This is a genomic window from Erythrobacter sp. NAP1, assembly GCF_000152865.1.
Classification (GTDB): domain Bacteria; phylum Pseudomonadota; class Alphaproteobacteria; order Sphingomonadales; family Sphingomonadaceae; genus Erythrobacter.
Genome location: NZ_CH672390.1, coordinates 1229571 through 1248004, shown reverse-complemented (window position 1 = coordinate 1248004; position 18434 = coordinate 1229571). Strand labels below are relative to the sequence as shown.

The window sequence follows — 18434 nt, the reverse complement described above, 5'->3', positions numbered from 1 at the left end:
CGTCAAACCAACGCCGTCAGCACCTGATCGGGCGGACGGTGCCCGTCAGCCCAGAAGCGGATGTTGGCGATCACCTTCTCACCCGACGCCTCTCGCCCTTCGACAGTCGCGCTGCCGATATGGGGGAGGGTCATGACATTGGGATTGGTGATGAGGCGCCGGTCCACCTTGGGTTCGTCCGGATAGACATCGAGGCCTGCTCCTGCGAGGTGGCCCGACTGCAGGGCTTCGATCAGCGCTTCTTCGTCAATCAATTCGCCGCGCGCGGTGTTCACGATGCTGGAACCCGGTTTCATCAGCGCGATGCGGCGAGCATCAATCATGCCGCGGGTTTCATCGGTCAGTGGGCAGTGAAGGGTGAGGATGTCGGCCTCGGCGACGAGGTCGTCGAGATTGTCGACGAAGCGCACTCCCAGCATCTGTTCGAGCGCTGCGGGAAGTGGCCTGCGGCTATGGTAAGACACTTCGAGCCCGAACGCCCGAGCACGGTGCGCGACCGCCTGTCCAATCCGGCCCATACCGACAATGCCGAGTACCTTGCCGCCAATTTTGCGGCCGAGCATTCCGGTCGGTGCCCAGCCGGTCCACTTGCCGCTGCGCACCAGCTCGACGCCTTCGCGGATGCGGCGAGGGACGCCGATAATGCCCGCCATTGCGAGGTCGGCCGTGTCGTCGGTGAAGACGCCGGGCGTGTTGGTGACGATGATCCTGCGCTTTGCCGCAGCCGCCAGATCGATATGCTCGGTCCCCGCGCCAAAATTCGCGATAAGGCGCAGGTTTTCGCCCGCACCGTCGATCATCTCTGCATTGATCCGATCGGTGACTGTCGGGACCAGCACGTCGCAGCTTGCCATCGCTTCGACCAATTGCTCGCGGCTCATCGGCTTGTCGCTCTCATTGAGGACAGCGTCGTAAAGCTCGCTCATGCGCGCCTCGACCGCCGGGGCGAGGTGGCGCGTGACCACCACGCGGGGCTTGCCGGATGAGAATTTCGGAGGGGTCTCGCTTATTGCCATGAGCTAAGCGCTACGGGGTTTCGCAACCAAGCGTCAAGCGGCCTCTTGGTCCTTGATGGGCTAGTGATGAAGAGGTTATCAGGATGCCATGACCGCGCTTCGATTTTTTGCCGTTCTCGGCCTGTGCCTCGTGCTTGCAAGCGCGATCTTCACCGACGCTCTGCGCGCCCAGAACCGGGAAGTGCCATATTGGGCGACCCTGCGCTTCGACGAAGTCAACATGCGTGTTGGGCCCAGCCAGGAATACAAGATCGACTGGGTCTACAAGCGCAAGGGGCTGCCGGTAAAAGTCGTGCGCGTGCGCGAAAGCTGGCGGCTCGTGCAGGACCATGAAGGCACGCAGGGCTGGGTGGCTGCAAGTCAGCTCAACCCCAAGCTTGGCGTCCTGATCATCGGTGAAGGGCTGACCGAGCTGCGCGAAGAGCCTGCCGCCAACTCCGTCATGCGCTGGCTCGCCGAGCCTGGAGTCGTCGGCGAACTCATCGAATGCCGCGACAATTTCTGCGAAATCGATGTCGATGGCAGGGTTGGTTGGGTGGCGATGGACCGCCTGTGGGGCGTGGGTTCAATGGAACCCGACGCCCCTTAATTCATCAAACCAGTTCGACAGCCACTGCGGTTGCTTCACCACCGCCGATGCACAGCGAGGCGACACCCTTGGTCTTGCCTTGCGTCTTGAGAGCATTGATCAGCGTCACGATGATACGCGTGCCCGATGCGCCGATCGGGTGACCGAGAGCGGTCGCGCCGCCGTTCACGTTGATCTTGGCATGGTCGATCCCGATGTCGCGCATCGCGAACATGGCGACACAGGCAAAAGCCTCGTTCACTTCCCAAAGGTCGACGTCGCCGACGCTCCAGCCTGCCTTTTCGAGGACTTTCTCAATCGCTCCGACCGGTGCCACAGTGAAATCTTTGGGCATGCGGGCATGGGCGGCCATCGCCACAACCTTGGCGACCGGCTGCTGACCGTTTTCCTTGGCGACACTTTCACGGGTGAGAACGACAGCCGCAGCGCCGTCCGAGATCGAGCTCGACGTAGCCGCAGTAATCGTGCCGTCCTTGGCGAAGGCAGCGCGAAGCGTCGGGATCTTGTCGGGGCGGCCCTTGCCGGGCTGTTCGTCGGTGTCCACGGTCACTTCGCCCTTGCGGGTTGCGAAAGTCACTGGGACCACTTCATCCGCAAACGCGCCGCTTTCGATAGCCTTGTTTGCGCGGTCGAGCGAGGTGATCGAGTATTCGTCCATGTCCTCGCGAGTGAGCTGATACTCGTTCGCGGTGTCCTGAGCGAAGGTGCCCATTGCGCGGCCTTCTTCGTAAGCGTCTTCAAGCCCGTCGAGGAACATGTGATCGTAGGTCGTATCGTGCCCGATGCGCGCGCCCGAGCGGTGCTTCTTCAGGAGATACGGCGCGTTGGTCATGCTCTCCATACCGCCTGCGACGACATAATCGACAGTGCCGCTGGCGAGTGCCTCTGCGCCCATGATCACGGTCTGCATGCCGCTGCCGCAGACCTTGTTCACGGTGGTAGCCTGCACGCTTTCAGGCAGACCTGCCTTGATCGTCGCTTGGCGGGCTGGTGCCTGACCGAGGCCTGCGGGAAGGACGCAGCCCATGTAGGTTCGATCAAACTTTTCGCCCAGAACGCCCGAACGCTCGACCGCAGCCTTTACCGCGGTCGCGCCAAGGTCAGTCGCCGACACGTCGGAAAGCGCCCCCTGCATCCCGCCCATGGGCGTGCGCGCATAAGAGAGGATGACGATCGGATCGTTGGCAGAAAACTGGGCCATGATTCACTTCCTTGAGAAACGAGGGGGAGATTTGGCTCCCGATTTAGTGTTGCGCCTGTCTCATGGCAACGCGAGATCGGCTTTGCCATCGGCAATTGGTATTAACTTGCGGGCGCGCGAGCTTTCCCGCACAAAGCGTGGCAAAGCGAAACCAAATTTGCCGGAGAGAGACCAAAATGGCCGACGACAAACGCGAAGAACTCGAACGCCTGCTTGACCTGCAGCGCAGCGCCTTCACCGCATCGCGCCCCGAAAGCATGAAGATGCGCAAGGATCGCATCCGCCGCGCGATGGCCTTGCTCAAGGATCATGGCGAAAACCTGTGCAAGGCGATGAGCGCGGATTTCGGCAATCGCGCGATGCACCAGTCAATGATCACCGATATTGATGGTACGATCAACGCAGGGAAAAACGCACTGTCGAACATGGACAAATGGGCCAAACCTGAAAAACGCAAGGTCCAGTTCCCGCTCGGGCTCATGGGAGCGAAGGCAGAGGTTCGCTACGAGCCCAAGGGCGTGATTGGTATCCTGTCGCCGTGGAATTTCCCGGTGAACCTCGCTTTCTCGCCGTTGATGCAGGTCTTTGCGGCCGGGAACCGCGCAATGATCAAGCCCAGCGAGTTTACCGAGCGCACGTCGCTGCTGATGGCAGAACTGGTCGAGGAGTACTTCACTCCGGACGAATGCGTCGTTGTGACCGGCGGACCGGAAGTGGCCGCTGCGTTTTCGTCGCTTCCGTTCGATCATCTGATCTTCACCGGCTCGACCGCAACAGGGCGCCGCGTGATGCAGGCCGCCGCAGAAAACCTCGTGCCCGTTACGCTTGAGCTAGGCGGAAAATCTCCGGTTATCCTTGGGCGCAGCGCTGACTTCGCCAAGGCGGGTGAGCGGATTGCGCTCGGCAAGATGATGAATGCGGGTCAGATCTGTCTCGCGCCTGACTATATGTATGTGCCGGAGGAGAGCGAGGACGAAGCGATTGCCGGCGTGACCAACGCCGCATCGACCATGTATCCGACCGTGCTGGAAAATGACGATTACGCTTCGATCGTTTCCGACCGCCATTTCGAGCGGCTTCAAGGCCTGGTCGAAGACGCGCGTGACAAGGGTGCGGAAGTGATCGAAGTCAACCCGGCGGGCGAGAACTTTGCCAGCGCCAACCAGCGCAAGCTGCCTCTCACCGTGCTGCGCGGGGTCAATGACGACATGACCGTCATGCAGGAGGAGATCTTCGGGCCGGTCCTGCCGGTGAAAACCTACAAAGCGGTCGATGAGGCGGTCGATTACATCAACGCGAACGACCGCCCGCTTGGCCTATACTATTTCGGCGAGGACAAGGACGAACAAGAGCGCGTCCTGTCGCGCACCATTTCAGGCGGTGTCACCACCAATGACGTGATCTTCCACGTGTCGATGGAGGACCTACCGTTCGGTGGGATCGGTCCATCTGGGATGGGCAGCTATCACGCGATCGAGGGCTTCAAGGAGTTCAGCCACGCACGCGCTGTCTATCAGCAGCCCAAGATTGATGTCGCAAAGCTTGCCAAGATGAAGCCGCCTTACCCCAAGGCCAAGCAAAGCGCGTAAGGCACTCCAGCGATGAGAATCCTTCTGGCGGCGCTCGCGCTGACCGCTGCGTCACCACTGCTGGCCCAAGAGAACGCAGCTTGGCGCAGCGTCGATGCACAGACCGGGCAGATTCGTGACCTTGATGGGCTCACCGCGCTGGCAGAAGCTTTTCCTGACAGCTCGTCGGTACGGCTGCGGCTGCTGAACGCTCAGCTTGGGGCCGAGGATTTCTATGGCCTGAAGCAAACGCTGCGCTGGCTCATGGATCGCGGCTACGTCTTCAGCGAGGTCGCGCGCGATCAGATCCCGAAACTCGTCGGTGAAAAACATGCGGAAGATGTTGCGGCGCTGCTTATCCGCGATGTTGAAGTAATCGAGGCAAGCGAAGTCGTGGCGACAGTTCCTGCTGAGGCAGGTCTGATCGAAAGCGTCTTTGCCCCTGAAAGCACGCCCCTGATGGTGGCGACTTCGGTGACCGGCAATTCGGTCCACATCTACACAGGCGATCAAAGCTGGACTTCGATCGCGATACCGGGAGCTAACGACCTGTCGGGCATCGTGGGCGAGCCGGACGATTCCATGGGTTGGGCCGCTTCTGCCAATCTCGACGAATCTGAGGACGCTGAGGAATTCTTCACCGGTCTGATCGGACTCCGCGGGGATTTTCAGAACCCGGTGCTGGTCCCGGCTCCAGAGGGCGCGAAAGCAGTCTCTGACCTCACGATCAGCCCCGATGCGACGGTCTACGCAAGCGATCCGATTGGCGGAGGAATCTATCGCAAGCCCGTCGGCGCAACCGAGTTGGAAGTGCTAGTTGCTCCGGGCACCTTTCGGTCACCGCAAGGCCTAGCGATCAGCGCAGATAAGTCTCGGCTTTATGTCAGCGACTATCGATATGGATTAGCGATGATCAATCTTGGGGATGGCTCAGTGTCGCGCCTGCAATCCGATGTGCCCGCGATCCTTGACGGGGTCGATGGCCTGTGGCGGCATGGTGACCGGCTCATCGCGATGCAGAATGGGACATCGCCGATGCGGATCAGCGCATTCACCTTGTCGGATGATGGTCTCAGGATCAGTGCGGTTGAAACACTTGAGCAAGCACATCCTGGTTGGACTGAGCCGCTGGGTGGGAGTATTTCAGGCGATGCTCTCGTCTATGTTGCCACCGGCCAATGGGATCGCTTCGTCAAGGGTGAACCGGCTCAGGACAAGCCTCCCATCCCGACCGATATTCGCCGCCTGCCGCTTGCGTCCGGGCAGGATTGACATTCGCACGACCCACAGTTCGATTTTCTGCAACAGATATGTGCCCATTTGACCGAGTCGCGCCCTTGCGCGGCGGTGACGACGCGCCTAGAGGCAGCCCACTGGGATAAATAACGTCTGGACATCGCTGTGATAGATCTCGCTCAGTATCTTCCGATACTGCTCTTCATCTTCATCGCCTTCGGGCTTTCCGTGCTTTTCGTGTTTTTGCCGATGGGCGTTTCGCGCCTGACCGGTGCGCACAATCCTGACGCGGAAAAACTGTCGGAGTATGAGTGCGGCTTCCCCGCATTCGAAGACGCGCGCAGCCAGTTCGATGTCCGGTTCTACCTGGTCGCGATCAGCTTCATCATCTTCGATCTCGAAGCCGCATTTCTGTTTCCGTGGGCGGTGAGCCTTGGCGAAACGGGCTGGGTTGGCTGGATCGGCATGATGACCTTCCTAGGCATTCTCGCGATCGGCCTTGCTTACGAATGGAAGAAGGGAGCTCTGGATTGGGAATGAGCACGCCCGAACAAGCGGTAGGGATCACCCCTCCGAACAATTTGCCGGATGTGAGCGCACTCGAAACCGCGAAAGCGGGCGAGGTGCGCCAGCCTGACGAAGATTACTTCCGCTCGCTTCAGACAGAGGTGAATGACAAGGGTTTCCTCGTCACTTCGACCGAAGACCTGTTTCAGTGGGCGCGTACCGGTTCGCTGTGGTGGATGACCTTTGGCCTCGCATGCTGCGCGGTCGAGATGATCCACGTCAACATGCCGCGCTATGACATGGAGCGTTTCGGCATCGCCCCGCGTGCATCGCCGCGCCAGTCGGACGTGATGATCGTCGCCGGAACTCTGTGCAACAAGATGGCTCCGGCGCTGCGCAAGGTCTACGACCAGATGTCCGATCCCAAATACGTGATCAGCATGGGTTCGTGCGCCAATGGCGGTGGCTATTACCACTATTCCTACAGCGTCGTGCGCGGCTGCGACCGGATCGTACCGGTAGACATCTATGTGCCTGGCTGCCCTCCGACTGCCGAAGCGCTTCTTTACGGCGTGATGCAGCTGCAGCGGAAGATCCGCCGTTCGGGGACGATCGAACGGTGAGCCGGGGCGTGGTTATCACATTCGTTGTTATCTGCGACCTCGTGTTTATCGGCGCGTTGATTGCCGCGCTTTCACCGGGCGCGATCAAGCAATGGACCGGGCAGGAAGTGGTAGTATCGCAGTCGGTCTTGTGGATAGCAGTAGCAATTGCAGGCGTGGCTTCGGCTGCGCTCACCGCGATGGCAATATCCAAGGCAAAGACATGACCGTTCTCCATTCCGCCCCCAAATTCGCCTCGAACGAAGGCGTTCTTGATGCTCTGAGCGAAAGCGTCAGCGTGTGGCTTGACCGTGCCGAGGAACAGCACGGCGAGATCATTCTGACCGCCAAGCGCGAAAGCATCGCCGAAGTGCTGCGCATCCTTCGCGACGATCACGCCTATCAGCAGATGATGGAGATCGCTGGGGCCGATTATCCCGACCGCGATGAGCGTTTCGAAGTCGTCTACATGCTTCTGAGCCTTACCAAGAACCACCGGATCATGGTGAAATGCTCGACTGACGAGACGACGCCCGTCCCCAGTGTGACTTCGCTGTGGCCCAATGCGGGTTGGCTCGAGCGTGAGGTTTTCGACCTTTACGGTGTCGTGTTCGAGGGCAATTCGGACCTGCGCCGCATTCTCACCGACTACGGTTTCGAAGGACATCCTTTCCGCAAAGACTTCCCGATGACCGGCTACACTGAGCTGCGCTATTCGGAAGATGAAAAGCGCGTTGTCTACGAGCCGGTAGAACTGCCGCAGGACATGCGCACCTTCGACTTCCTCTCGCCTTGGGAAGGCTCGGATTACGTGCTCCCTGGCGATGAAAAGGCTGATGGTCCGCCGCAGGTCGACAAGCCCAAGGTAACCGAAAAACCCGCCGACACCGGCGCTGGCCCCAAAGCCACGGAAGCTGCCGCTGAAGGCACCGACGCCGTTCCGCCCGACATGATCGAGGTCGAGATCGGCGATGACGACGAATTGAAGGAGGGCGACGAATGAGCGTCCAGATAGAAGAATCGCCGACCACCGACGGCGAAGTCATCACCAACTACACGCTGAATTTCGGCCCGCAGCACCCCGCGGCGCACGGCGTTCTTCGCATGGTGATGGAGCTTGACGGCGAAGTGATCGAGCGAGTCGACCCGCATGTAGGTCTGCTCCACCGCGGCACCGAGAAGCTGATCGAGCAGAAGACCTATCTTCAGGCTTTGCCGTATTTCGACCGCCTCGATTACTGCTCGCCTCTTTGTCAGGAGCACTCCTACGTGCTCGCGATTGAGAAGCTGCTGAACATCGAAGTGCCGGAGCGTGCTCAGTATCTTCGCGTGCTGTTCGCCGAGCTGACCCGCATCTGCAATCACATGCTCAACATCGGCGCGCACGTCATGGACGTGGGTGCAATGACGCCGAACCTGTGGGTGTTCGAGCTGCGCGAAGATTGCCTCAACTTCTTCGAACGCGCATCGGGCGCACGGATGCACTCGGCCTGGTTCCGTCCCGGTGGTGTGCATCAGGATGTGCCGGAGAAGCTGCTGGTCGACATTGGCGACTGGCTCGACAACCGCTTCTTCCAGCTGTTCGACGACGCGATGAGCCTCGTCATGGACAACCGCATCTTCAAGCAGCGCAACGTCGATATCGCCGTTGTGAGCCGCGACGATGCGGTTGCATGGGGCTTCTCCGGCCCGATGATCCGTGCTGCGGGCATTCCATGGGACCTGCGCAAGTCGCAGCCTTACGACGTCTATGACCGCATGGAATTCGACATTCCGGTCGGCACGAACTCGGATTGCTATGACCGTTTCATGGTGCGCGTGCAGGAAGTTCGCGAGAGCGCCAAGATCATCAAGCAGTGCCTGCGTGACATGCCCGAAGGCCCGATCGCAAGCACCGACGGCAAGGTTTCGCCTCCGAAGCGCGGCGAGATGAAGCAGTCGATGGAAAGCCTGATCCACCACTTCAAGCTCTACACCGAGGGCTTCCACGTCCCCGCAGGCGAAGTTTACGTCGCGACCGAAAGCCCCAAAGGCGAGTTCGGCGTCTATCTCGTCAGCGACGGCACTAACAAGCCGTACCGCTGCAAGATCCGCCCAACCGCCTTCAGCCACCTTCAAGCCATGGATATGATGAGCAAGGGACACATGCTGGCAGATGCCACCGCCATTCTCGGCGCGATTGATGTCGTGTTTGGGGAGTGTGATCGCTAATGGCTGACCGTACTCCCGCACCCGATACGCCCGAGCTGCGCGCGCGTTGGGGCTCTTTCGAGTGGTCGAAAGAGAACAAGAAGAAGGCCGATCGCGAGATCGCCAAGTATCCCGAGGGCCGCCAGAAGTCGGCAGTGATGGCGCTGCTCGACCTCGGCCAGCGTCAGGTTGGCGAAGAGACCGACACGCAGGGCTGGCTGCCGCTTCCGGTGATCGAATACATCGCCGACTATCTCGATATGCCGGTGATCCGCGTGCTCGAAGTCGCGACCTTCTACTTCATGTACAACATGAAGCCGGTGGGTAAGTACCACGTGCAGGTTTGCGGCACGACGCCGTGCATGCTGCGCGGTTCGGACGATATCATCAGCGCGTGCAAAAAGCGCGGCATGGGTTTTGGCAAGGTCTCCGAGGACGGCCTTTGGACCCTCACCGAAGTCGAATGCATGGGCAATTGCGCGACCGCGCCGATGGTCCAGATCAATGACGACAATTACGAGGACCTGACCGTCGAACGTCTCGACGCTGTGCTCGACGCGCTGGCCGCTGGCGAGCAGCCCAAAACGGGCACGCAAGAGCCGGGCCGCCACACCTCCGAGCCAAGCGGTGGCCCAACCACGCTCAAGGAAATGGTCGACGCCAACCACGATTACCGGGGTGACTGGTAATGGCCGGCGGCACGCTCGCACTCATGATTGCAGGCCTCGTGGGCTTTGGTGCCGGCGCGTATCTCGCTGCCACTGGTGAGCGTCCCGTTGGTATCGCACTGATGGGTATGGGCCTTCTGTTTCAGGCGCTGACGCTGCGCCAGCTGAGAATTTCTAAAGTGAAGGATCAAGGCGATGCTGGCTGACAAGGACCGCATCTTCACCAATGTCTACGGCTTCCAGGATGCCGGGCTGAAGGCTGCGCAGGCGCGCGGCGATTGGGACAACACCAAGGCCTTGATCGAACGCGGCCAGGACGCGATCATCGAAGAGATCAAGGCATCGGGCCTTCGCGGGCGGGGCGGGGCAGGCTTCCCCACCGGTCTTAAATGGTCGTTCATGCCCAAGGAATCGAAGGACGGTCGCCCGAGCTTCCTCGTCATCAACGCCGACGAATCCGAGCCGGGTTCGTGCAAGGACCGCGAGATCATCCGTCACGACCCGCACAAGCTGGTTGAAGGCGCACTTGTGGCCGGTTTCGCTATGCGTGCGCGTGCCGCCTACATCTACATCCGCGGCGAATACATTCGCGAAGCGCAGGTGCTTCAGAAGGCCATCGACGAGGCTTATGACGCAGGCCTGATCGGCAAGAATGCCAGCGGCTCGGGCTTCGATTTCGACGTTTTCATGCATCGCGGCGCTGGCGCTTACATTTGCGGCGAAGAGACCGCGATGATCGAGAGCCTCGAAGGCAAGAAGGGCCAGCCACGTCTCAAGCCGCCTTTCCCGGCAGGCGCGGGCCTTTATGGCTGCCCGACCACGGTGAATAACGTGGAATCTATCGCCGTCGTGCCCACGATCCTGCGCCGCAGTGCCAACTGGTTCTCAAGCTTCGGGCGCGAGAACAACAAGGGCACCAAGCTCTTCCAGATCAGCGGCCACGTCGAAAAGCCATGCGTCGTCGAAGAAGCGATGAGCATTCCGTTCGAAGAGCTGATCGAGAAACATTGCGGCGGCATTCGCGGCGGGTGGGATAACCTGCTTGCGGTGATCCCCGGCGGTTCGTCGGTTCCGCTGGTTCCGGCAGAGCAGATCCGCAACGCGCCGATGGATTTTGACGGTCTCAAGGATCTTGGCTCGGGGCTCGGCACGGCAGCTGTCATCGTGATGGACAAGTCCACCGACATCGTGCGCGCGATCAGCCGCCTGTCCTACTTCTACAAGCACGAAAGCTGCGGCCAGTGCACGCCGTGCCGCGAAGGTACGGGCTGGATGTGGCGCGTGATGGAGCGCCTTCGCACCGGCGATGCGGCGATCGAGGAAATTGACATGCTGCACGAAGTGACCAAGCAGGTCGAAGGCCACACCATCTGCGCGCTTGGCGATGCGGCAGCATGGCCGATCCAGGGCCTCATCCGCCACTTCCGCCCGGAACTTGAGCGCCGGATCGAAGAACACAATGCCAAATTTGCTGAGGCAGCAGAGTGATTGCTCGTTCTATCCTGACTGCTGGTTTTATGGCGCTTGGCGTTTGCGGTGCGGTTGCAGCCCAGACGACGGGTGATCCTCGCGGTTTCCGGATCAAGCAACCGGAAGCCGATCACCGCGATGTCACCGAGGCAACCCCGCCCGAACTGACTATGATGCGTACAGCGCGCTGCATCGTCGATGACCAGGTCGAGGATGTAGAGGCCTATCTTCGCACTGTTCCAGGATCGACGCAGGAAGACACAGCGTTCGCGAAGTTTGAACGGAAGCTAAACCGTTGCATGCCGGAGATGGACATGTCTTCAGTCGGCAACATGCAACGGGCCAGAGGCACAATTACAATGCGTTTTGAGCATGCAGCTTTGCGCGGTGCGTTGGCCGAAAACGTCCTTCATCAAAACGATGTGGAACTGGAATTGGGTCGCATGGCGCGCGGAGACGATGGCATGTATGTGGCCGAGAAGTTTCACGGCGAAAGATCAGGCGACCCGTCGCGCGTTTTTGCGCTTGGTTTCGCGGGTTGCGTGATGGGCCACAATGCCGACGCTATCCCGATGCTATTGGAAACAGAGCCAGCGAGCGCTGAAGAGAAATCGCTTATTGGCGCGATGGCTCCTAGCTTTGGCCAGTGCGTTGTCGAGGGACAGACGCTGCGCCTAACGGCGCCGAAACTGCGGACGCAAATTGCGGAGGCAGTTTACTACGCCCTTCATGATTCTGAAAATTCGGAGGCAGCGGAGTAACCATGCCTAAAGTCACCGTAGACGGCGAAGAACTCGAAGTCCCGGCAGGCGCTACCGTCCTGCAGGCTTGCGAGATTGCGGGTAAGGAAATCCCGCGCTTCTGCTATCACGAACGCCTTTCGATTGCGGGCAATTGCCGCATGTGTCTGGTCGAGGTTAAGCCTGGACCGCCCAAGCCGCAGGCGTCCTGCGCACTTCCGGCTGCCGACGGTCAGGAAATCCGCACCGATACGCCGATGGTCAAAAAGGCCCGCGAAGGGGTGATGGAGTTCCTGCTCATCAACCATCCGCTCGACTGCCCGATCTGTGACCAGGGTGGTGAGTGCGACCTGCAGGATCAGGCGGTCGCCTATGGCCGCGGCGGATCGCGCACCAAGGAAAACAAGCGCGCGGTCACCGAGAAATATATGGGCCCGCTGATCAAGACGATCATGACCCGCTGCATCCATTGCACCCGCTGCGTTCGCTTCTCGGAAGAGATCGCGGGCGTCGACGAGATCGGCGCGCTCTATCGCGGCGAGGACATGCAGATCACGACCTATCTCGAACAGGCCGCCAAGCACGAATTGTCAGCCAATGTGATCGACCTGTGCCCGGTCGGCGCTCTGACTTCGCGTCCCTACGCCTTCGAGGCGCGTCCATGGGAGTTGAAGCGCACGCTTTCGATCGACGTGTCGGATGCTGTGGGCGCGAATATCTCGCTGCACTCGAAGGGCCGCGAAGTTATGCGCGCACTTCCGCGCATCAATGATGACGTCAACGAAGAGTGGCTGTCGGACAAGGGCCGCTATCAGGTCGATGGCCTGATGAAGCGCCGCCTCGACAAGGTCTTTATCCGCAAGGGCGGCAAACTTCAGGCATCGGGCTGGAGCGAGGCTTTCGAGACGATCGCAAGCCACCTCGGCAGCGACAAGAGCTCAATTGCGGCGGTCGCTGGTGACATGGTCGATTGCGAGACGATGTTCGCAGCCAAGTCGCTTTTGAAGGCTTGTGGCTCGGACCTCGTCGAAGCGCGTCAGACCGGCATGACCTACGATGTGTCGAACATTGCCGCGGTCAATTTCAATTCGACGCTCGCCGGGATCGAAACCGCTGATGCGATCCTAATCGTTGGCTCACACATTCGCTGGGAAGCGGCGTTGGTCAACGCGCGGATCCGCAAGGCAGTGAAGCACGGCGCGAAAGTCTTTGTGGTCGGTCCTGAATGGGAAACCACTTATCCTGCAGAATTCCTTGGCGAAGACCTGAAGGTTCTCAATCGCGTACCCAAGGCTCTTGGCGATGCGATGAAGGCTGCGGAGCGCCCGGCTGTGATCCTCGGCGGCGCGGCATTGGCGGCAGGGGCGCTCGCACCTGCGCTCAAGCTCGTCGACAAGTTCGGGCTCGTCAAAGACGGTTGGAACGGGTTCAACGTGTTGCACATGAGTGCGGCTCGCATGGGTTCGCTGATGCTCGACTTTACGGTCGAGGGCGGGATGGCTGACATTGCCGCGGCCAAGCCCAAGGTTGTCCTGAGCCTCGGTGCGGATGAGATGAATCACGAACCGTTCGCCGACAGCCTCAAGGTCTATATCGGCCATCACGGCGACAAGGGCGCCCATGCGGCGGACATTATCCTTCCGGCGGCAAGCTATGCCGAGAAGGACGGGACCTACGTCAACACCGAAGGCCGCGTGCAGTATGCAGAAAAAGCCGTCTTCGCGCCGGGTGATGCCCGCGAAGATTGGACGATCCTTCGTGCGCTCGCCGATGCGCTGGGCGTAAGCGTCGGCTTCGACAGCTTCACCGAGCTTCAGGGCTCTATGATCGCCGAAGTGCCTGCGTTCGGCGAAGAAGGTCTCGCTGATTACGGCGCGCTTTCCAAGGCCGACAGCAGCGCCAAGGCGGAAGGCACGATCAGCGCCTATCCGATCAAGGATTTCTACCTCACCAACCCCATCGCCCGTGCGAGCGCGGTCATGCAGCAATGCTCGGCTGAACTGCTACACGCAGATGAGATCAAGGAGGCTGCGGAATGACCGAGTTCTTCCAAAGCTTTGGCATGTCCTATGAGTGGGCATGGACCGTCGCCACGCTGGTCGGCATCCTCGCGATTTCGCTGATCGTGATGTTCTCGGTCGCGATGGTGATCTATGTCGACCGCAAGGTGCTCGGCGCGATTATGCTGCGCCGCGGGCCCAACGTGGTCGGGCCATTCGGGCTGCTGCAGTCGTTTGCCGACGGGCTCAAGGTGTTTCTTCAGGAAACCATCATCCCGAGCGCCGCGAACAAGGGCATCTTCCTGCTTGCGCCGATCATCACGTTTACCGTTGCGCTCGCCGCGTGGGCGGTGATCCCGTTCGACGCGGGGGTGGTGCTGGCGGATATCAATGTCGGTCTGCTCTACATTCTCGCGATCTCGTCGCTTGGCGTTTACGGCGTGGTGATGAGCGGGTGGGCTTCGAACTCGAAGTATCCTTTCTTCTCAGCGATGCGCGCAGCTGCGCAGATGATCTCTTACGAGGTCTCCATCGGCTTTATCCTCGTATGCGTAGTGTTGTGGGCGGGGACCTTCAACCTGACCGGCATTGTCGAGGCGCAGCGCGGGCATGGTTTCGGGATCGTCAACGGGTTTTTCTTCAACCTGCTGCTGTTCCCGATGTTCGTTGTGTTCTTCATCTCGGCACTGGCCGAAACAGCACGCGCACCCTTCGACCTGACCGAGGCGGAGTCCGAGCTCGTCGCCGGCTACCAGACCGAATATTCGAGCATGGCCTTCGCGCTGTTCTGGCTGGGCGAATATGCGAACATCCTGTTGATGTGCTCGCTATGCACGCTGCTCTTTATGGGCGGATGGCTGCCCCCGATTGAGTGGGCGCCGCTTTATTACGTGCCGGGCATCGTGTGGTTCTTGCTCAAGACCTTCTTCTTCTTCCTGCTGTTCAGCTGGATCTGGGCGACCGTGCCACGTTACCGCTATGACCAGCTGATGCGGCTTGGCTGGAAGGTGTTCCTGCCGATGAGCCTGCTCTTCGTCGCAGCGATCAGCGGTTACCTGATGGCAACCGGGCACTTCACCGGTCCGACACCGCTTGTCGACCCGGCCAGCGTTGCACCTGCTGATTTCGTCGAAACCAAACCGGCAGCACAACCAATCGCTGCGAGTGAAGCATCATGAGTACCGCAACACAGCTCCTCAAATCTTTCACCCTGTGGGAGTTCCTCAAGGCTCACAGCCTGACCTTGAAGTATTTCTTCAAGCCCAAGGTGACGATCAACTATCCTTTCGAGAAGTCGCCGCTCAGTCCGCGTTTCCGTGGTGAGCACGCGCTGCGTCGTTACCCTAACGGCGAAGAGCGTTGCATCGCTTGTAAGCTGTGCGAAGCGGTGTGCCCCGCGCAGGCAATCACGATTGAAGCAGAGCCTCGCGAAGACGGCAGCCGCCGCACAACGCGCTACGACATCGACATGACGAAATGCATCTATTGCGGCTTCTGCCAGGAAGCCTGCCCGGTCGATGCCATCGTCGAGGGTCCGAATTTCGAATATGCCACCGAAACCCGCGAGGAGCTGCTCTACGACAAGGCGAAGCTGCTCGCGAATGGTGACAAATGGGAACGGGCCATCGCGGCCAATCTTGAAGCCGACGCACCCTATCGTTAAGGGCGCGCTCAGCGGAAAACGGGGATCATGATTCAAGTTCTTGCCTTCTACCTGTTCGCAGGGCTCGTCATCGCGAGTGCGGTCATGGTCATCATGGCCCGCAACCCGGTGCACAGCGTCCTGTGGCTCATCCTCTCGTTCTTCAACGCGGCAGGCCTCATGGTGCTCGTCGGTGCCGAGTTTATCGCGATGCTGCTGGTGATCGTTTACGTCGGCGCGGTCGCGGTTTTGTTCCTGTTCGTGGTGATGATGCTCGACATCGACTTTGCCGCAATGCGCGCTGGTTTCATCAAGAATTTCCCTTTGGGAATCGCGGTTGCGCTGATCCTGCTGGCTGAGCTTTTCCTTGGCCTTGGCGCTTATGGCGCAGGCGGTATCGAGCTTGGCACGCCTGACGGAACCGCAGCGGAGCGCGGCGATGTCAGCAACATTCAGGCTATCGGTGCTCTACTTTACGGGCGCTACATCGTGCTGTTCGAGATCGCGGGGATCATCCTGCTGGTTGCGATGATTGGCGCGATCGTCCTTACCCACCGCGAAGCCAAGCCGGGTGCGCGCGGTCGTCAGGACATCGGCAAGCAGATTCGCCGCCGCCCCGAAGAGGCAACCGTCATGAAAAATCCCGAATACGGGAAGGGGGTCGAGCTGTGAGCATCGGCATCGAACATTACCTAGTCGTAGGCGCGATCCTGTTCGTGCTCGGCGTGCTGGGTATTTTTCTCAACCGCAAAAACGTGATCGTCATCTTGATGGCGGTCGAACTGATCCTGCTGAGCGTCAACATCAACCTTGTCGCGTTCAGCGCGTTCATGGGCGACCTCGTGGGTCAGGTCTTCGCAATGATGGTTCTGACAGTCGCTGCGGCAGAAGCGGCGATCGGGCTCGCAATCCTTGTCATCTACTATCGCGGACGCGGCACCATCGCGGTCGACGACGTGAACCGGATGAAGGGATAAGCACCGGTGGCAACGCAAATCCTCATCATCGTTTTCGCGCCGTTGCTGGCGTCGATTATCGCAGGGCTGGGCAACCGCGCGCTGGGCAACACCGTAACCAAGTCGATCACGACCGGTGCGCTGTTCCTGTCTGCGATCCTGAGCTGGCCGATCTTTATCGGTTTCCTGACCGGCACGCAGACAGCCGAAGTCGTACCCGTGCTTCAATGGGTGCAGTCGGGCGACATGAGCTTTGACTGGGCGCTGCGCGTCGATGCGCTGACCGCCGTCATGCTCGTGGTCATCAACAGCGTCTCCGCCCTCGTGCACCTTTATTCCTGGGGGTACATGGAGGAAGACCCGGATCAGCCGCGGTTCTTCGCATATCTGTCGCTCTTTACTTTCGCGATGCTGATGCTCGTGACTGCCGACAACCTTGTCCAGATGTTCTTCGGATGGGAAGGGGTTGGCCTTGCGAGCTACCTGCTGATCGGTTTCTGGTTCAAGAAGCCCTCCGCCAACGCCGCTGCGATCAAGGCTTTCGTGGTCAACCGTGTGGGCGACCTTGGCTTCATGCTCGGCATTTTTGGGACGTTTCTGGTGTTCAACACCACCTCGATCCCCGAAATCCTCGATGCAGCGCCCGCGATGAGCGGGACGACCATCACCTTCCTTGGCATGCGCCTCTACACAATGGATATCCTGTGTATCCTTCTGTTCATTGGCGCGATGGGCAAGTCCGCGCAGCTTGGTCTTCACACCTGGCTGCCCGATGCGATGGAAGGCCCGACCCCGGTGTCGGCCCTGATCCACGCGGCGACCATGGTCACTGCTGGTGTGTTCATGGTCTGCCGCCTTTCGCCGATGTTCGAGACCGCGCCGACCGCGCTAATGATCGTTACCGTGATCGGTGCCGCCACCTGCTTCTTCGCAGCCACGATCGGCACGACGCAGTGGGACATCAAGCGGGTCATCGCCTATTCGACCTGTTCGCAGCTGGGCTACATGTTCTTTGCAGCGGGCGTCGGCGCATATGGCGTCGCGATGTTCCACCTTTTCACACACGCATTCTTCAAGGCGCTGCTGTTCCTTGGCGCAGGCTCGGTCATTCACGCGATGCATCATGAGCAGGACATGCGCTATTACGGCAACCTGCGGAAAGAGATCCCGGTCACCTTCTGGGCGATGATGGCGGGCACTCTCGCGATTACCGGTGTCGGCGTGCTTGGCGTATTCGGCTTTGCTGGCTTCTACTCGAAGGACGCCATCCTTGAGGCGGCCTGGGCGCGCGGTACTGGCGTTGCGCAGTTCGCATTCTGGGCGGGCGCAATCGCAGCTCTGCTGACCAGCTTCTACAGCTGGCGTCTCATGTTCCTCACCTTCTGGGGCAAGCCGCGCTGGATCGAGAGCGAGCATATCCAGCACTCGGTCCACAAGACGCCCGAGGAAGCTGGAGAAGACACCACCGGGGGCTATCACCCGCATGAAAGCCCGATCACCATGCTCGTTCCGCTCGGTCTGCTGACGGTAGGTGCGGTGTTTGCTGGCTATGTTTTCAAGTATCCGTTCATCGACGGAGCATCCGATACTGTGAATGGCGCGTTCTGGGGTGGATCGATCTACTTCAACGAGAATCTCGTCCACGCGCTTCATGCGGTGCCGCTGTGGGTCAAGCTGACCGCGACGGTCGTGATGATTGTCGGCTTCATCGGCGCCTATGTCGCTTACATCGCAAAGCCTGACATTCCGGCGAAGTTCGTGGGCACTTTCGGCGCGCTTCACAACTTCGTGTTCCGCAAATGGTACTTCGACGAGCTCTACAACGCGATCTTCGTCAAGCCAGCCTTCTGGTTCGGGCGCCAGTTCTGGAAACTCGGCGATATCGGCACGATTGACCGCTTCGGCCCCAACGGCGTTGCCGCCATGGTCCAGCGCGGTTCGGTAGCCGCCAAGTCGATCCAGTCGGGCTATCTCTACACTTACGCGCTGATCATGCTTCTCGGCCTGATCGCCGCTGTCACTTACGTGCTGCTCTAGGGGTCATTGAGA

The 18434-nt window shown here is 60.0% G+C and carries 20 protein-coding genes; 18 read left to right on the top strand and 2 right to left on the bottom strand.

Features of this window, described 5'->3' with window-relative positions; translation table 11 throughout:
- Positions 1 to 2: 2 nt before the first annotated feature.
- The gene (locus tag NAP1_RS05890; RefSeq protein ID WP_007164327.1) at positions 3 to 1016 is read right to left on the bottom strand and encodes a D-glycerate dehydrogenase; all 1014 of its coding nucleotides are present in this window, start codon (positions 1014 to 1016) and stop codon (positions 3 to 5) included.
- 88 nt (positions 1017 to 1104) lie between these two features.
- Between NAP1_RS05890 and NAP1_RS05885 the strand changes: the two genes are divergently transcribed.
- Positions 1105 to 1605 (top strand): SH3 domain-containing protein, encoded by a 501-nt coding sequence (locus NAP1_RS05885; RefSeq protein ID WP_007164326.1) that lies wholly within the window; start codon positions 1105 to 1107, stop codon positions 1603 to 1605.
- Between the two features lie 4 nt (positions 1606 to 1609).
- Here NAP1_RS05885 and NAP1_RS05880 read toward each other — a convergent pair whose 3' ends face one another.
- Complete coding sequence (locus NAP1_RS05880; RefSeq protein ID WP_007164325.1) at positions 1610 to 2806, bottom strand: acetyl-CoA C-acyltransferase; 1197 nt, start codon at positions 2804 to 2806, stop codon at positions 1610 to 1612.
- Positions 2807 to 2982: 176 nt separating this feature from the next.
- Between NAP1_RS05880 and NAP1_RS05875 the strand changes: the two genes are divergently transcribed.
- The 17 genes from NAP1_RS05875 to nuoL all read left to right on the top strand — a co-directional run bounded on the left by NAP1_RS05875 (position 2983) and on the right by nuoL (position 18422).
- The gene (locus tag NAP1_RS05875) at positions 2983 to 4395 is read left to right on the top strand and encodes a coniferyl aldehyde dehydrogenase (protein ID WP_007164324.1); all 1413 of its coding nucleotides are present in this window, start codon (positions 2983 to 2985) and stop codon (positions 4393 to 4395) included.
- A gap of 12 nt (positions 4396 to 4407) precedes the next feature.
- Complete coding sequence (locus tag NAP1_RS05870) at positions 4408 to 5646, top strand: hypothetical protein (protein ID WP_007164323.1); 1239 nt, start codon at positions 4408 to 4410, stop codon at positions 5644 to 5646.
- A 129-nt stretch (positions 5647 to 5775) separates the two neighbouring features.
- Positions 5776 to 6150, top strand: a complete 375-nt coding sequence (locus NAP1_RS05865) for an NADH-quinone oxidoreductase subunit A (protein WP_007164322.1) — start codon at positions 5776 to 5778, stop codon at positions 6148 to 6150.
- The gene (locus NAP1_RS05860; RefSeq protein WP_007164321.1) at positions 6147 to 6740 is read left to right on the top strand and encodes an NADH-quinone oxidoreductase subunit B family protein; all 594 of its coding nucleotides are present in this window, start codon (positions 6147 to 6149) and stop codon (positions 6738 to 6740) included. Before NAP1_RS05865 ends, NAP1_RS05860 begins: the two co-directional genes overlap by 4 nt.
- Positions 6741 to 6748: 8 nt before the next feature.
- The gene (locus NAP1_RS05855; RefSeq protein WP_040464291.1) at positions 6749 to 6946 is read left to right on the top strand and encodes a hypothetical protein; all 198 of its coding nucleotides are present in this window, start codon (positions 6749 to 6751) and stop codon (positions 6944 to 6946) included.
- The gene (locus NAP1_RS05850; protein ID WP_007164319.1) at positions 6943 to 7722 is read left to right on the top strand and encodes an NADH-quinone oxidoreductase subunit C; all 780 of its coding nucleotides are present in this window, start codon (positions 6943 to 6945) and stop codon (positions 7720 to 7722) included. Before NAP1_RS05855 ends, NAP1_RS05850 begins: the two co-directional genes overlap by 4 nt.
- Positions 7719 to 8930 carry an NADH-quinone oxidoreductase subunit D gene (locus NAP1_RS05845; RefSeq protein ID WP_007164318.1) on the top strand — a complete coding sequence of 404 codons (1212 nt, stop codon included), beginning with the start codon at positions 7719 to 7721 and terminating at the stop codon, positions 8928 to 8930. Before NAP1_RS05850 ends, NAP1_RS05845 begins: the two co-directional genes overlap by 4 nt.
- Positions 8930 to 9598, top strand: a complete 669-nt coding sequence (locus tag NAP1_RS05840; RefSeq protein WP_007164317.1) for an NAD(P)H-dependent oxidoreductase subunit E — start codon at positions 8930 to 8932, stop codon at positions 9596 to 9598. The genes NAP1_RS05845 and NAP1_RS05840 overlap by 1 nt, the downstream gene beginning before the upstream one ends.
- Entirely contained in the window at positions 9598 to 9783 is a 186-nt protein-coding gene (locus NAP1_RS05835; protein WP_007164316.1) for a hypothetical protein, read from the top strand. The genes NAP1_RS05840 and NAP1_RS05835 overlap by 1 nt, the downstream gene beginning before the upstream one ends.
- Complete coding sequence (gene nuoF / locus NAP1_RS05830) at positions 9773 to 11065, top strand: NADH-quinone oxidoreductase subunit NuoF (RefSeq protein WP_007164315.1); 1293 nt, start codon at positions 9773 to 9775, stop codon at positions 11063 to 11065. Before NAP1_RS05835 ends, nuoF begins: the two co-directional genes overlap by 11 nt.
- Positions 11062 to 11808, top strand: a complete 747-nt coding sequence (locus tag NAP1_RS05825) for a hypothetical protein (protein WP_156777209.1) — start codon at positions 11062 to 11064, stop codon at positions 11806 to 11808. Before nuoF ends, NAP1_RS05825 begins: the two co-directional genes overlap by 4 nt.
- Positions 11809 to 11810: 2 nt before the next feature.
- The gene (gene nuoG, locus NAP1_RS05820) at positions 11811 to 13826 is read left to right on the top strand and encodes an NADH-quinone oxidoreductase subunit NuoG (RefSeq protein WP_007164313.1); all 2016 of its coding nucleotides are present in this window, start codon (positions 11811 to 11813) and stop codon (positions 13824 to 13826) included.
- Positions 13823 to 14965, top strand: a complete 1143-nt coding sequence (gene nuoH / locus NAP1_RS05815) for an NADH-quinone oxidoreductase subunit NuoH (protein ID WP_007164312.1) — start codon at positions 13823 to 13825, stop codon at positions 14963 to 14965. The genes nuoG and nuoH overlap by 4 nt, the downstream gene beginning before the upstream one ends.
- The gene (gene nuoI, locus NAP1_RS05810; protein WP_007164311.1) at positions 14962 to 15450 is read left to right on the top strand and encodes an NADH-quinone oxidoreductase subunit NuoI; all 489 of its coding nucleotides are present in this window, start codon (positions 14962 to 14964) and stop codon (positions 15448 to 15450) included. Before nuoH ends, nuoI begins: the two co-directional genes overlap by 4 nt.
- A 27-nt stretch (positions 15451 to 15477) precedes the next feature.
- Entirely contained in the window at positions 15478 to 16101 is a 624-nt protein-coding gene (locus NAP1_RS05805; RefSeq protein WP_007164310.1) for an NADH-quinone oxidoreductase subunit J, read from the top strand.
- Positions 16098 to 16406, top strand: a complete 309-nt coding sequence (gene nuoK, locus NAP1_RS05800; protein WP_007164309.1) for an NADH-quinone oxidoreductase subunit NuoK — start codon at positions 16098 to 16100, stop codon at positions 16404 to 16406. Before NAP1_RS05805 ends, nuoK begins: the two co-directional genes overlap by 4 nt.
- A gap of 6 nt (positions 16407 to 16412) precedes the next feature.
- Positions 16413 to 18422 (top strand): NADH-quinone oxidoreductase subunit L, encoded by a 2010-nt coding sequence (gene nuoL / locus NAP1_RS05795; RefSeq protein WP_007164308.1) that lies wholly within the window; start codon positions 16413 to 16415, stop codon positions 18420 to 18422.
- Positions 18423 to 18434: the final 12 nt, after the last annotated feature.

Coding starts and splice junctions, on each gene's coding strand:
- NAP1_RS05845 (WP_007164318.1), top strand. CDS start 7,719: ATGAGCGTCCAGATAGAAGAATCGCCGACCACCGACGGCGAAGTCATC.
- nuoG (WP_007164313.1), top strand. CDS start 11,811: ATGCCTAAAGTCACCGTAGACGGCGAAGAACTCGAAGTCCCGGCAGGC.
- nuoI (WP_007164311.1), top strand. CDS start 14,962: ATGAGTACCGCAACACAGCTCCTCAAATCTTTCACCCTGTGGGAGTTC.
- NAP1_RS05840 (WP_007164317.1), top strand. CDS start 8,930: ATGGCTGACCGTACTCCCGCACCCGATACGCCCGAGCTGCGCGCGCGT.
- NAP1_RS05870 (WP_007164323.1), top strand. CDS start 4,408: ATGAGAATCCTTCTGGCGGCGCTCGCGCTGACCGCTGCGTCACCACTG.
- NAP1_RS05885 (WP_007164326.1), top strand. CDS start 1,105: ATGACCGCGCTTCGATTTTTTGCCGTTCTCGGCCTGTGCCTCGTGCTT.
- NAP1_RS05860 (WP_007164321.1), top strand. CDS start 6,147: ATGAGCACGCCCGAACAAGCGGTAGGGATCACCCCTCCGAACAATTTG.
- NAP1_RS05875 (WP_007164324.1), top strand. CDS start 2,983: ATGGCCGACGACAAACGCGAAGAACTCGAACGCCTGCTTGACCTGCAG.
- NAP1_RS05880 (WP_007164325.1), bottom strand. CDS start 2,806: ATGGCCCAGTTTTCTGCCAACGATCCGATCGTCATCCTCTCTTATGCG.
- nuoF (WP_007164315.1), top strand. CDS start 9,773: ATGCTGGCTGACAAGGACCGCATCTTCACCAATGTCTACGGCTTCCAG.
- NAP1_RS05835 (WP_007164316.1), top strand. CDS start 9,598: ATGGCCGGCGGCACGCTCGCACTCATGATTGCAGGCCTCGTGGGCTTT.
- NAP1_RS05890 (WP_007164327.1), bottom strand. CDS start 1,016: ATGGCAATAAGCGAGACCCCTCCGAAATTCTCATCCGGCAAGCCCCGC.
- NAP1_RS05850 (WP_007164319.1), top strand. CDS start 6,943: ATGACCGTTCTCCATTCCGCCCCCAAATTCGCCTCGAACGAAGGCGTT.
- NAP1_RS05805 (WP_007164310.1), top strand. CDS start 15,478: ATGATTCAAGTTCTTGCCTTCTACCTGTTCGCAGGGCTCGTCATCGCG.
- nuoH (WP_007164312.1), top strand. CDS start 13,823: ATGACCGAGTTCTTCCAAAGCTTTGGCATGTCCTATGAGTGGGCATGG.